Origin of the sequence: Cellulomonas sp. ACRRI (assembly GCF_022346185.1) — a bacterium.
Classification (GTDB): Bacteria; Actinomycetota; Actinomycetes; order Actinomycetales; family Cellulomonadaceae; genus Cellulomonas.
In genome coordinates this window covers 1-13,074 of sequence record NZ_JAKRMS010000121.1, presented here as the reverse complement: position 1 = coordinate 13,074, position 13,074 = coordinate 1, and the positions used below count along the sequence as shown (strand labels likewise).

Below are 13,074 nucleotides of genomic sequence, written 5' to 3'. Positions count from 1 at the left end.
AGCCCGCGCCGGCCGTGCCGGTCCCGGGCGTGCCCGCGACCGACCCCACGACCGCCGCCGCGCGTCGCAGCTGCACCCGCTGCGCCGGACGCCCCGGCGCCGAGGTCAACCTCACCATCGCCGCCTCCACCCTCCTGGGCCTGGACGACCACCCCGCCGACCTCCACGGCTACGGCCCCATCGACGCCGTACGCGCCCGCGCCCTGGCCGACGGCGGCATCTGGCGGCGCATCATCACCGACCCCGCCACCCACCAGGTCCTGGACGTCGGACGCCAGCGCTACCGACCACCCGCCGGCCTCGTGGAGTTCGTCCGCACCCGGGACACCACCTGCGTCGCACCCGGGTGCACCGTCCCGGCCCGCTACGCCGACCTCGACCACACCATCGAGTACCACCCCCAACCCGGCGACCCACCGGACACACCGCTGGGCCGCACCGACGCGGACAACCTCAGCCCGCTGTGCCACCGGCACCACCGCCTGAAGACCGACGGCGGGTTCCGGCTACGCCAGATCGCCCCCGGGCTGTTCGAGTGGATCACCCCCGCCGGGCACCGGTACCTCACCCGACCCGGCACCGGCCACACCCACGACGCCACCACCGACCCCTACGACGCACCCCCACCGTTCTGACGCGCCCCTCGCGCGGCCGGCGTCCGCCCGTGGCAGCCGCCACCGCGCGCCCGCCCGAGCACTCGCGACGGCCGCCGTCGTCCCCCCCGCAGCAGCCGCCACCGCGCGCCCGCCCGGAGCACCCACGACGGCCGCCGTCGTCCCCCGATAGCAGCCGCCACCGCGCGCCCGCCCGAGCACCCGCGACGCACCCGGCCGGGGTCGCTGTCAGTGGGCCGCGGCATGCTGGGGTCCTCCGACGGAGGGAGCCGACGATGTCCACCCACCCCGATGCCCGTCCTGTCCCGGTCGATCCGCCCGGGATGGTGCGCAGCCCGGCGTTCGCGCAGGGGATGGTGCTGCCCCCGGGCCCCACGCTGTACGTCGGCGGCCAGAACGGCCTCGACGCCGACGGCACCCTGCTCGACGGCCTCGGCCCCCAGACCGAGCAGGCGCTGCGCAACGTCCTCGCCGTGCTCGCCGAGGCGGGCACCGACGCCGACCACGTCGCGATCCTGCGGATCTTCCTCACCGCGGGCGTCGACCCGACGGCGGCGTTCGAGGCCAGCGCCGCGGTGTGGGGGCGGCGTCGCACCGCGGTGACCGTGGTGTCGGTGCCCGAGTCGCGACCGGGTGTGCTGGTCGAGATCGAGGCGGTCGCGTCGGTCCCGGTGGCCTGAGCCGGACCCCGGTCAGGCCCCCACGTACGCCGCCAGGTGCTCCCCGGTGAGCGTCGACCGCGCCGCGACCAGGTCCGCCGGCGTGCCCTCGAACACCACCCGGCCGCCGTCGTGCCCGGCGCCCGGCCCGAGGTCGACGATCCAGTCGGCGTGGGCCATGACGGCCTGGTGGTGCTCGATCACGATGACCGACTTCCCGGAGTCGACCAGCCGGTCTAGCAGCGCGAGCAGCTGCTCCACGTCCGCCAGGTGCAGGCCGGTGGTGGGCTCGTCGAGCACGAGCACGCCGCCCTTCTCGCCCATGTGCGTCGCGAGCTTCAGCCGCTGCCGCTCGCCGCCGGACAGCGTGGTGAGCGGCTGTCCCAGGCTGAGGTACCCCAGCCCCACGTCGGCGAGCCGGTCCAGCACCGCGTGGGCCGCCGGGGTGCGTGCCTCGCCGTCGCCGAAGAACGCCTCCGCCTCGGTGACCGACATCGCGAGCACCTGGCTGATGTCCTTGCCGCCGAGCGTGTACTCGAGGACCGACGCCTGGAACCGGCGGCCCTCGCACTCCTCGCACGTCGTCGCGACGCCGGCCATCATGCCGAGGTCGGTGTACACGACGCCCGCCCCGTTGCAGGTCGGGCAGGCGCCGGCGGAGTTGGCCGAGAACAGCGCGGGCTTCACGCCGTTGGCCTTGGCGAACGCCTTGCGGATCGGCTCCAGCAGCCCGGTGTAGGTCGCGGGGTTGCTGCGCCGCGACCCGCGGATCGCGCCCTGGTCGATCGCCACCACGCCGTCCCGCTTCGACACCGACCCGTGGATCAGCGACGACTTGCCCGACCCGGCCACGCCGGTGACCACGGTCAGCACGCCGAGCGGCAGGTCGACGTCGACGTCCTTGAGGTTGTGCGAGGAAGCACCGCGGACCTCGAGCACCCCGGACCGGGACCGGACGGTGGGCTTGAGCGAGGCCCGGTCGTCCAGGTGCCGCCCGGTGAGCGTGCCGCTGCGGCGCAGCTCCTCGACGCTCCCCTGGAACACGATCTGGCCGCCGCCCGTCCCCGCCCCGGGTCCGAGGTCGACCACGTGGTCCGCGACGGCGATCGCCTCGGGCTTGTGCTCCACGACCAGGACCGTGTTGCCCTTGTCCCGCAGCCGGAGCAGCAGCTCGTTCATCCGCTGGATGTCGTGCGGGTGCAGGCCGATGGTCGGCTCGTCGAACACGTAGGTCACGTCGGTGAGCGAGGACCCGAGGTGCCGGATCATCTTGGTGCGCTGCGCCTCACCGCCCGACAGCGTCCCCGACGGGCGGTCCAGCGACAGGTAGCCCAGACCGATCTCCACGAACGAGTCCAGCGTCTCCCCGAGGGCCTCCAGCAGCGGCGCGACCGACGGCTCCTCCAGGCCCCGGACCCAGGCCGCGAGGTCGCTGATCTGCATGGCGCACGCGTCCGCGATGCTGATCCCGCGGATCTTCGAGGACCGCGCGCCCTCGTTGAGCCGGGTGCCGCCGCACTCGGGGCAGGTGGTGAACGTGACCGCCCGCTCCACGAACGCCCGGATGTGCGGCTGCATCGCGTCGACGTCCTTGGCGAGCATCGACTTGCGGATCTTGGGGATGATCCCCTCGTAGGTGAGGTTGATGCCCTCGACCTTGATCTTCGTCGGCTCCTTGTGCAGCAGGTCGGCCAGCTCCCGCTTCGTGAAGTCGCGGATCGGCTTGTCCATGTCGAAGAACCCGCTGCCGGCGAAGATGCGCCCGTACCAGCCGTCCATCGTGTAGCCCGGCACGGTGAGCGCGCCGCCGGCGAGCGACTTGTCCGCGTCGTACAGCTGGGTCAGGTCGAAGTCCTGGACGTCGCCGCGGCCCTCGCACCGGGGGCACATGCCGCCGGTGACGCTGAACTCCCGGCGCTCCTTGGTCTGCACGCCGCCCTTGTCGAAGGTCACCGCGCCGGCGCCGCTGACCGAGGCGACGTTGAACGAGAACGCCTGCGGCGAGCCGATGTGCGGCTGCCCGAGCCGGCTGAACACGATCCGCAGCATCGCGTTGGCGTCGGTCACCGTGCCGACGGTGGACCGCGGGTTCGCCCCCATCCGCTCCTGGTCGACGATGATCGCGGTCGTCAGCCCGTCGAGCACGTCGACGTCCGGGCGCGCCAGGGTCGGCATGAAGCCCTGCACGAAGGCGCTGTAGGTCTCGTTGATCATCCGCTGCGACTCCGCGGCGATCGTCGCGAACACCAACGAGCTCTTGCCCGAGCCCGACACCCCGGTGAACGCGGTGAGCCGGCGCTTCGGGATCTCGACGTCGACGTCCTTGAGGTTGTTCTCCCGCGCGCCCCGCACGCGGATCAGGTCGTGGCTGTCGGCGACGTGCGACGTCGGCATCGGGTCTCCCTGCTGGGTCGGGCGCGGACGTGGACGGGAGGTGGCGGTCCAGCCTGACGGGCCGCGCGACGGCGCGCAAGGACCTCGGTGCCGCGCCCCGCCGTCCCCGGGGCCGCGTGCGTGCCGCGTCCTGTCCCGCTCAGTCCGCCAGCGCCGCGCGGTAGGGCCGGAAGAAGTCCCGCAGCTCGCGGGCGTAGGCCTCGGGCTGCTCGATGGGCGCGAAGTGCCCGCCGCGGGGCGGCTCGGTGATCCGCACCGCGTGGGCGGTCCGCTCCAGCCACGCGCGCGGGGGCCGGAGGACGTCGCCGGCGAAGATCGAGAACCCCGACGGCACCTCGACGCGGCGGGCCAGCTGCTCGGGCGGGATCGCGGCGTTGGCCCGGTACATCCGCATCGACGACCCGATGGTCCCCGTGAGCCAGTAGATCGTGAGGTTCGTGAGGATCTGGTCCCGGGTGAGCGACCCCTCGGGGTCGCCGCCGCCCCCGCTCCAGGACCGGAGCTTCTCCCCCACCCAGGCCGCGAGGCCCGCGGGCGAGTCGGTGAGGCCCACCGCCTGCGTCTGCGGCTTGGTCCGGTGCAGCACCGCGTACGCGCCCTCGGTCGCGACCCACCCGGCGACGTCGTCCAGCCAGTCCCGCTCCTGCGGGGTGAGGGTCGCGGGGTCGTCCTGAGGCCGGGGCACGCCCGCGTCGGTGCGGTGCACGGCCACGACCCGGTCGGGGTGGTCCAGCCCGAGGTACCGGGTCACGTGGCTGCCGATGTCGCCGCCCGCCGCGCCGAACCTGTCGTAGCCGAGCGTGGTCATCAGCTCGGCCCACAGCCCGGCGACCGCGATCGAGTCCAGGGCCCGCGCCGGAGGGTCGGAGTAGCCGAACCCCGGGATGTCCGGCACGACGACGTCGAAGGCGTCCGCCGGGTCGGCACCGTGCGCGCCGGGGTCCGCGAGCAGGTCGACGACCTCGGAGTACCGCCAGAAGGAGTCCGGCCACCCGTGGGTCAGGACCACGGGCAGCACCGGCCCCGCGGGGGCGACGGCGCGGGCGTGCACCAGGTGCACCCGGTGGCCGCCGACCCGGACCCGGTACCGGGGCAGCCGGTTCAGCTCGGCCTCGCGGGCGGGCCAGTCGAACTCCTCCGCCCAGGTGCGGACCAGGTCGCGGAGCCAGGTGACGTCGACCCCCTGCGACCAGCCCGCGTCCTCGGGGACGTCCGGCCACCGGGTGGCGCGCAGCCGGGCGCGCAGGTCGGCGAGCGCCGCGGGGTCGGTGCGCGAGGTGAACGGCTCGGGGGCCGCGGGGCCGTGCTCGGCGTCCGGCATGGGGCCACCCTAGGACCGGTGCGGCGCCACCGGGAGGGGTCAGCCGCCGATGCGCAGCGGGGTCTCGGTGCCACCCACCAGCGCGCCGTCCACGACCTGGAGGAACGGGCCGACCTCGGCCGGCATGGGCTCCGCCCACAGCCGCTCCCCCGACGCGAGCGACCACGCGACCAGCACCGGCCCGTCGGCCGTCGTCTGCTGCAGCAGCAGGCGGCGGCCGTCGGTCAGCGTGCGCAGCCAGTCCCCGGTGAGGTCCGTCAGCGGCGTGCCGTCGGCGTCCGGCTCGCGCGGGGTGCGCCAGATCTGACGCCCGTCGGCGGCGTCGACCGCCCACACCGTGGTGCCGTCCGCGCCGTAGAGCACGCCACCGAGCAGGATCAGCGCGCCGTCGGTGTCGTCGTCGGACGCCCGCTCCCAGACGACCTCGCCGGTCACCGCGACGACGGCCGAGAGCCGCCGGCCGCCGTCGACCACCCGGGACAGCAGCTCGAGGCCCGGGGCGCTGCCGTCGTCCACCGCGAGCCACACCGGCGTCCCGGAGACCCGCGCACCGCCCGTGCCGTCGGACGCGAGCAGCCGGACCACGGCGTCGTCCCCGCTCCAGGACAGCAGCGCACCGGTCCGGCCGACCCAGACCCGGCTGCCGGCCGTCACGACGGTGCCGTCGTCGGGGTCGAGCACCCAGGACGCGACCGCGGAGCCGACGACGAGGTGCCCCCGGTCCACCCAGATCCCCGGGGTGCCCCACCCACCACCGTCGAGGGGCCCGTTCGCCAGGACCGTCGACCACGACGGGGCGCCCACCGACCCCGTGACGGCCTCGGCGTCCTCGCGCGTCACCCGGAGCACGTCCTGGTCGTCGACCTGCGCGAGCAGCAGGCTGTCGCCGTCGACCACCGCGGACGCCATCGGTGCGAGCTCGCGCTCCGCCAGGACCGCACCCGTCGCCGCGTCGAGCGTCAGCATCCGGGTGCGCGTCGGCGGGCCGGCCGACCAGGCGCCGTCCGCCTCGGGGGTCGTGGGGCTGTCCTCCACCAGGCAGATCACGCGGGTGGTCGGCTCGTCGACCGCGGAGCAGGCGGGTGTCTGCATCGACGGCTGCGCCTCGGCCCGCGCGGCGGGCTCCACCTCGGTGCGCCACGCACGCCGTCCGTCCGCCGCGACGACGGCGACGACCGCGCGCGGCTCGCCGAGCACCGGCCGTTCGGCGTCGACCCGCAGGTCGCCCGCGAGGATGCCGGTGCGGGCGGCGGGGGCGTCCTCGGTTCCGGCGAGCGGCTCGACAGCGAGCGGAGGCACCAGGTCGTGGTCCACGACCCCGTCGACCCCGCGGGCGGAGACGACCCGCTCGCGCTCGCGGGCGCCCGCGACGAGCTGGCCCGCGCCGACCGCGGCGGCCGCGACCACGGCGAGGGGCCACCAGCGCAGCAGGGTGCGCCGGCGCCGGCGCCGGGCGGCCTCCGCCGGTGCGTCGCCCGGCGCCGACCACCCCTCGTCGCCGGCCGCGTCGAGCTCGACCTCCTGCATCGCGTCCTCGCGGGTCATGCCCGCAACCTACGCGCGGCGGCGGGCCGTGTGGGCGGGTCCCGTGCCCCATCTGCGTGGACCTGGCGCAGACCGCGCCGATCTATTGCTTGTCGATAGATTCCGCGCGATCATCGATCTCATGACCGTCGACCGCTGGGCCACCGCCCTGCTCCGCCTCGCCCTCGTCGTCCTGTTCGGGATCCTGGTCGTCTTCCAGACCCTGTCGCTGCCCGGCCAGTTCCGGTACCTCGCCGAGCAGAACCCCGAGGACGCCGCCCTGCGCTGGCCCGCCACCGTGATCACGATCTTCTGGGTGCTGTGCGTGCAGGTCGTGATCGTCGCCACCTGGCGGCTGCTGACCCTGGTGCGCCGCGACCGCATCTTCACCGAGGCGTCGCTCGGCTGGGTCGACGCGATCGTGTGGGCGGTCGCCGCGGGCTGGCTCGTGCTGGTCGGCGTGCTCGTCTGGGTCGGCCTGCACGCCGACGACCCCGGCCTGCCGATGCTGCTCTTCCTCTCCACCGCCGTCGTCACCGTCGTCGCCCTGGTGCTGCTGGTCCTGCGGGCGCTGCTGCGCCAGGCCACGGCCCTGCGCACCGACCTGGACGCGGTGATCTGATGCCGATCGTCGTGCGCATCGACGTCGAGCTCGCCCGCCGCAAGATGAGCGTCGGCGAGTTCGCCGAGCGGGTCGGGCTCACCCCCGCGAACGTGGCCGTGCTGAAGAACGGCCGGGCCAAGGCCGTGCGGTTCAGCACCCTGGAGGCGATGTGCCGGGTGCTCGACTGCCAGCCGGGCGACCTGCTGGAGTGGGTCCCGGACGAGTAGCCCGGCGGGCCCTGGACCGACCGCGCCGGACCTCCCGGGGACCCGGGCCGCGGTCAGCGACCTCCCCGCCGTGCGACCGCGGCGACGCGCCGGGCCGTGCGCGCGGGCGGCTCGCCACCCGTCACCAGCACGTCGGTCGCCAGCTCCCGCACCGCGGGGTCGTCGAGCCACCCGGCCAGGAAGTCGTGACCGCCCCGGACCCAGTCGGTGCCCTTCGTCGCCACCGCCCGCGCCCGCAGCACCCGCAGCGCGTCGTCGCGCCCGGCGGCCGGGAGCAGCAGGACCACGGCACCCGCTCTCGCGAGCGCGGTGCGGACCGCCTCGCGGTGGGCCGGGTCGCCGTACGTGGTATGGCCCGCCCCGAGGGCGACGACGGCGCCGGGGTGGCCCGCGACCAGCCGCCCGACGGCGTGCGCGCGGGCGGGCTCCCACTCGCGCTCGGCGGCGAGCCGCCCCACCGCCGCCACGCGGTCCACCAGCCGGTCGAGGTCCCAGCCGACCTCGCGGTAGTACCGCTCGCCGACCGCGTCCGCGTCGACGAACGGCACGCCGAGGAGGCGCGCGGCCGCCTCGCCCGCCGTCGACTTCCCGCAGCCCGCCGGGCCGACGAGCACCAGCAGCGGGCCGGGGGCGCCGCCCGGTCGACGAGGAGGACGGACGGCGGGCACCGGACGAGTCTGCCGCACCGGTCCCCCGCGGCGACCGGCGCGCCCGCCCGGGCGGCGCGAGCCCCGCTGGCACACTCGGCCCCGGCACCCCGCCGGACCGAGAGGACCCGACCGATGTCGTTCCAGGCCTACCTCGACGCGATCGAGCAGAAGACCGGCAAGACCCCCCGCGCCCTCGTCGACGAGGCGACCGCCCGGGGCCTCGCCGCCGACGACGTGAAGGCGGGCGCGATCGTCGCCTGGCTGGCCGAGGACTACGGCCTCGGCCGCGGGCACGCGATGGCGCTCGTGCACGTGATCAAGAACGGCCCGCAGATCGGCACGAAGCACGTCGGGTCGACCGGGACGCACCGCGACGAGTCGGCCACCCTCTGGCTCGACGGCCGGGCCACCCACCCGCACTGACCCTCGACGCCCCCGCGCCGGGCAGGCCGCTCAGCAGGACAGATGCGAGCACGGCGGTCAGACTTCCCGCGTGAGGACGATCGGTGTGGAGGAAGAGTTCCTGCTCGTCGCGGAGGACGGCTCGCCGCGGGCGGTCGCGGCCGCCGTCCTGCAGCACGCCTCGTCGCAGGGCGACGGGGACGACGCGGGCGAGCCGGGCGGCAACCTGGAGAAGGAGTTCGCCCAGGAGCAGGTGGAGACGTCGACGCACCCGTGCACCGACCTGGGGTCGCTGCTGGAGGAGGTGCGCGCGGGCCGGTGGCGCGCCGACTCCTCCGCGCAGCACGCGGGCGCCCGGATCGCGGCCCTCGCCACCTCGCCCCGGGACGTCGAGCCGACGGTCGTGGTGAACCGCCGGGCGCAGGACATCGCGGCCGAGTTCGCCCAGACCGCGCGCGACCAGCTGACCTGCGGCTGCCACGTGCACGTCGAGGTCGCCGACGACGAGGAGGGCGTGCGGGTCGTCGACCACCTGCGCCGGTGGAACCCCGTGCTGCTGGCGCTGTCCGCGAACAGCCCGTTCTGGCGCGGGGACGACTCGGGGTACCAGAGCTTCCGGTCGCAGGTCTGGGGCCGGTGGCCGACCGCCGGCGCCACCGCCCCGTTCGGCGACGCGGCCACCTACCGGGAGACGGTGCGGTCCCTGGTCGAGAGCGGGACGATCCTGGACACCGGGATGGTGTACTTCGACGCCCGGCTGTCGGCGCGGTACCCGACCGTGGAGGTGCGGGTCGCGGACGTCTGCCTCGATCCCGAGGACGCGGTGCTGCTCGGTGCGCTGGTGCGGGGACTGGCCGACACGGCGCTGGACGGCGCGACCGATTCTGGCCCGCAGCCCCGCGCGGAGGAGGTGCGGGTGGCCGGCTGGCGCGCCGCGCGCTCCGGGCTGACCGGCGACCTGGTCAGCCCCGCCACGGGACGCCCCGTGCGCGCGGCGCAGGCCGTCGACGAGCTGGTGCGGCACGTGACCCCGGCGCTCGAGCGCACCGGCGACCTGCCCTGGGTCCGGGAGCACCTCGACGCGCTGCTCCGGCGCGGCAACGGCGCGCAGCAGCAGCGGCGGTGGCGGCACGAGGGGGCGGACGACGCCGAGCTGGTCCGTCGCGCGGTCCGCAGCACGCTCGGCTGACGCCCCCGGCGGGCGGCGTGACGCACGTGACACGGCGAGGGCGGCCCGCTGACCAGCGGCGTCGCGGTCGCACCCCGTCCCCGCCCGCGGTCACCCGGCCGCCCCCGCCGCGCGTTCACCGGACCTTCACGCCACACTGGAACACTGAACGGTCCCCGGACGTTGAACCCGCCGAACAAGCGATACGTCTGCAAGTCAAGGCACGGAGGTCCCTGATGTCGAACCGGTCCCTGCGCGGTATGCGCATCGGGTCCCACAGCATGGAGACGGACGAGGGCGTCGACTTCGCGCCGCGTCTCCAGGCGTACTACGACTGCCCCAACGGGCACACGATCATCCTGCCGTTCTCGGTCGAGGCCGACGTCCCGGTGGTGTGGGAGTGCCGGTGCGGCGAGGAGGCGCTGCTGCGCGACGCGTCCAAGCCGGAGCCGAAGGCCACCAAGCCCCCGCGCACCCACTGGGACATGCTGCTGGAGCGCCGCACCATCAAGGAGCTCGAGGAGCTGCTGGACGAGCGGCTCGACCTGCTCCGCGCCGGCAAGCTGCGCCGGAGCGCCTGAGCACCTCGGGACGGCCGTGCACGGGCCCCGCACCCTCGGGTGCGGGGCCCGTCGTCGTCCCCGGGGTCAGCGCCGGCGGCCCGCCGCGCGGCGCACGAGGTCGCGCAGCTGGCGGGCCCGTTCCTGCGCGCCCCACACCGTGACGAGCACCAGCGCCTCGACCACGATCGACCGGCTCATCTTGGACCGGCCCTCGGCGCGCTCCACGAAGGTGATCGGGACCTCGACGACCCGGCCGCCGGCCTTGAGCACCCGCCACGCCATGTCGATCTGGAAGCAGTACCCGTGCGACGCGACCTCGCCGAGGGCCAGGGTGCCGAGGGTGCCCGCGCGGTAGGCCCGGAACCCGGCCGTGGCGTCGCGCACCGGCAGCCCCATCGCGAGCCAGGCGTAGACGTTCGCGCCGCGGGACAGCAGCTGGCGGTGCACCGGCCAGTTGACGACGCGCCCGCCGCGGACCCAGCGCGAGCCGATGACGAGGTCGGCGTCCGGCACCCGGTCCAGCAGCCGCGGCAGGTCCTCCGCGCGGTGCGAGCCGTCGGCGTCCATCTCCACGACCGCGTCGTACCCCCGGTCGAGCGCCCAGCGGAACCCCGCGACGTACGCGGTGCCGAGGCCCTGCTTGCCGGTGCGGTGCAGCACGTGGATGGCCGTGCGCCCGCGCTCCGCGGCGTCGGCGGCGGCGATCCGCTCGGCCAGCTCCCCGGTGCCGTCCGGCGAGGCGTCGTCCACCACGAGCACGTCCGCGTCCGGGACGTGCAGCCGCAGGGCCGCCAGCGCCCGTGGCAGGCTGTCGCGCTCGTCGTACGTGGGCACGACGACCAGCACCCGCCCGGCCGGGGCGGGACCGGCCGGCGTCACGCCGCACCCTCCGGGCGGTCCTCGCGGCGCACCCGCCACGCACCCGCCGCGCCGGCCAGGGTCATCACGACGGCCAGCGCCCCCACGACGCCGCTCGGCCAGCCACCGAGGGCGGCGGCGGGCGTCAGCGACTGCCGCAGCGGCAGCCGGGCCACGAGCTGGTCGGGCGTGAACAGCTCGGTGTCCTGCGCGACGGCGCCGTTCGGCGCGATCACGGCACTGACGCCGACCGTGCTGACCTGGACCGTCGCCCGGCCGAGCTCGACCGCGCGGAGCCGCGCCATCGCGAGCTGCTGCGTGGACTCGGCGGAGAACCCGAACGAGGCGTTGTTGGTCTGCACGACGAGCACCTCGGCGCCCTCGCGCACGGCCTCGCGGACGATCCCGTCGTAGGCGACCTCGAAGCAGATGACGTCACCGATCTGCACCGTGCGACCGAGACGCCCGGACTCCAGCGGCACCACGCCGGGCTCGGTGCCCGCGAGCATGTCGTTGCGCACCAGGTCGACGGCGGACGAGAACGGCCGGACCAGGTCCCGCAGCGGGATGTACTCCGCGAACGGCGCCGGACGCTGCTTGGAGTACGACGCGACCGGGCCCACGCCCGGCTCCCACAGCAGCGACGTGTTGTACCGGCCGCCCGACTCCGGGTACTGGATGGTGCCGATGAGCATCGGGGCACCGACGGCCCGGGCGGCGGCGTCGATGTCCGCGGCGGCCTGGGCGTCCACCTCCGGGTCGATGTCGGTGCCGTTCTCGGGCCACAGGACGAGGTCGAGGTCGCCGGGCTCGACCTGGTCGAGCAGCGCGTACGTGCCCGCGAGGTGGTTGTCCAGCACCTCGCGGCGGTTGTCGAACGCGTGCAGGCCGGGCTCGGAGACGTTGCCCTGCACGGCGCCCACCGTCAGGTGGCCGTCCTCGGCGCGGGTGCCCGTCGGCACGAGCAGCCCCGCGACCACCAGCGCCACCGCCACGGCGACCCGGCCGAGCAGCGGCAGCAGCGCGAACCGGCGCGCGGCCAGCCACGCGAGGGCGAGGGCGGCGCCCGCGGCGGCGACGGCCCCCGACACCAGCGGCGCGCCACCCAGCCGCGCGAGGGCGAGCGCCGGGGAGTCCGCCTGCGAGAACGCCAGCCGGCCCCAGGGGAACCCGCCGAACGGCCACATGCCGCGCAGCTCCTCGACCGCGACCCACAGCACGGGGAACACGACGAGCTGCAGCGACGCGCGCCGCCACACGGCCTCGCCGCGCCGGGCCCAGGACCACGCGGCGCCGAACAGGGCGACGAAGCCCGCCTCCGCCACCGAGAGCGCGATCCACGGCACCGCCCCGACCGCGACGTCCGCCCACGTCAGCAGCGGCACGAAGAACGCCAGGCCCCACAGCCAGCCGACCAGGGCGTTCCACCGGGCGCTGTCGCGCCGCATCGCGAGGAACAGCAGGGCGACGCCCGGCGCGGCGGCGTACCACCAGCCGAGGTCCGGGAACGCGGTCCAGGTCAGCAGGCCGCCGAGGACCGCCAGGACCGCGCTCCACCAGCGGGAGGGGTCACGGAGCGGCACCGCGCCAGGGTACGGCACCGACCTGTCCGGTCGGTGCCGCGCCGGGCCACGGCGGCGCGGACGCCTCCGGGGTGGGAGCCGACCGACCGGCCCGCGTGTCCTTCGTACCGCACGACACCGCCTGGGCGGCGCCCGTTCTCTAGTGAACACGCGGGCCTGGTCGGAGCCCGACGTGGCCCGGACGTCCTGCCCCCTGAGGCGCTCACCGAGCGGCGCCTTCGCCGGACCACTCCCGAGAACCTATCGAACCGGCGGGGGGTGTCAAGGGTCCCGCGGGGCCGCACGGCGACATCGCCGCAGGTCGCGTCGCGCGTCGAGCAGTGCCGGATTTGTCCAGATGGTCGAGACGCGTCGGCGTGTCGTTCGGCGTGTCGCCCGCGCCGCCTCGGGGACCGCGCGCAGCGCCGATCGGGTGACGCGGCGGACCGTCCGGAGCAGCGGATTCACCCGTCCGCGCGACGCGGGGTGGCGGGGGCGATGGTCGACGCGGCGACGCGGGTGGCCGGG

The 13,074-nt window shown here is 75.6% G+C and carries 13 protein-coding genes; 7 read left to right on the top strand and 6 right to left on the bottom strand.

Features of this window, described 5'->3' with window-relative positions:
* Together MHY85_RS17170 and MHY85_RS17165 are read left to right on the top strand one after the other, a co-directional pair.
* Nucleotides 1-635 (top strand): HNH endonuclease signature motif containing protein (locus MHY85_RS17170; protein ID WP_239198594.1); only part of this gene is annotated, 635 nt, incomplete at its 5' end.
* 302 nt (nt 636-937) lie between these two features.
* Entirely contained in the window at nt 938-1,294 is a 357-nt protein-coding gene (locus tag MHY85_RS17165; protein ID WP_239198591.1) for a RidA family protein, read from the top strand.
* 12 nt (nt 1,295-1,306) lie between these two features.
* On the opposite strand, the gene MHY85_RS17160 is transcribed toward MHY85_RS17165, so the two are convergent.
* From MHY85_RS17160 to MHY85_RS17150, 3 genes are all read right to left on the bottom strand, one after another.
* Nucleotides 1,307-3,667 (bottom strand): excinuclease ABC subunit UvrA, encoded by a 2,361-nt coding sequence (locus tag MHY85_RS17160; RefSeq protein ID WP_239198588.1) that lies wholly within the window; start codon nt 3,665-3,667, stop codon nt 1,307-1,309.
* A 139-nt stretch (nt 3,668-3,806) separates the two neighbouring features.
* Nucleotides 3,807-4,988, bottom strand: a complete 1,182-nt coding sequence (locus MHY85_RS17155; protein WP_239198585.1) for an epoxide hydrolase family protein — start codon at nt 4,986-4,988, stop codon at nt 3,807-3,809.
* A gap of 39 nt (nt 4,989-5,027) precedes the next feature.
* A complete protein-coding gene (locus MHY85_RS17150; RefSeq protein WP_239198582.1) occupies nt 5,028-6,533 on the bottom strand; it encodes a PQQ-binding-like beta-propeller repeat protein in 1,506 nt (501 codons plus the stop codon).
* Between the two features lie 121 nt (nt 6,534-6,654).
* On the opposite strand from MHY85_RS17150, the gene MHY85_RS17145 reads away from it, so the two are divergent.
* The gene (locus tag MHY85_RS17145) at nt 6,655-7,134 is read left to right on the top strand and encodes a DUF2975 domain-containing protein (RefSeq protein ID WP_239198579.1); all 480 of its coding nucleotides are present in this window, start codon (nt 6,655-6,657) and stop codon (nt 7,132-7,134) included.
* Entirely contained in the window at nt 7,134-7,343 is a 210-nt protein-coding gene (locus MHY85_RS17140) for a helix-turn-helix transcriptional regulator (RefSeq protein WP_239198576.1), read from the top strand. Before MHY85_RS17145 ends, MHY85_RS17140 begins: the two co-directional genes overlap by 1 nt.
* Before the next feature lie 53 nt (nt 7,344-7,396).
* Here MHY85_RS17140 and MHY85_RS17135 read toward each other — a convergent pair whose 3' ends face one another.
* Nucleotides 7,397-8,011: a shikimate kinase gene (locus tag MHY85_RS17135; RefSeq protein WP_239198573.1), complete on the bottom strand. Its 615-nt coding sequence runs from the start codon at nt 8,009-8,011 to the stop codon at nt 7,397-7,399.
* A 114-nt stretch (nt 8,012-8,125) separates the two neighbouring features.
* Between MHY85_RS17135 and MHY85_RS17130 the strand changes: the two genes are divergently transcribed.
* From MHY85_RS17130 to MHY85_RS17120, 3 genes are all read left to right on the top strand, one after another.
* The gene (locus MHY85_RS17130) at nt 8,126-8,416 is read left to right on the top strand and encodes a DUF4287 domain-containing protein (protein WP_239198570.1); all 291 of its coding nucleotides are present in this window, start codon (nt 8,126-8,128) and stop codon (nt 8,414-8,416) included.
* A 70-nt stretch (nt 8,417-8,486) separates the two neighbouring features.
* Nucleotides 8,487-9,584, top strand: a complete 1,098-nt coding sequence (locus tag MHY85_RS17125; RefSeq protein WP_239198567.1) for a glutamate--cysteine ligase — start codon at nt 8,487-8,489, stop codon at nt 9,582-9,584.
* 215 nt (nt 9,585-9,799) lie between these two features.
* A complete protein-coding gene (locus MHY85_RS17120) occupies nt 9,800-10,144 on the top strand; it encodes an RNA polymerase-binding protein RbpA (RefSeq protein WP_147793582.1) in 345 nt (114 codons plus the stop codon).
* Nucleotides 10,145-10,210: 66 nt separating this feature from the next.
* Here the strand turns inward: MHY85_RS17120 and MHY85_RS17115 are convergent, their stop codons facing one another.
* Both MHY85_RS17115 and lnt read right to left on the bottom strand, forming a co-directional pair.
* Nucleotides 10,211-11,005, bottom strand: a complete 795-nt coding sequence (locus MHY85_RS17115) for a polyprenol monophosphomannose synthase (RefSeq protein ID WP_239198564.1) — start codon at nt 11,003-11,005, stop codon at nt 10,211-10,213.
* The gene (gene lnt, locus MHY85_RS17110) at nt 11,002-12,567 is read right to left on the bottom strand and encodes an apolipoprotein N-acyltransferase (protein WP_239198561.1); all 1,566 of its coding nucleotides are present in this window, start codon (nt 12,565-12,567) and stop codon (nt 11,002-11,004) included. The genes MHY85_RS17115 and lnt overlap by 4 nt, the downstream gene beginning before the upstream one ends.
* Nucleotides 12,568-13,074: the final 507 nt, after the last annotated feature.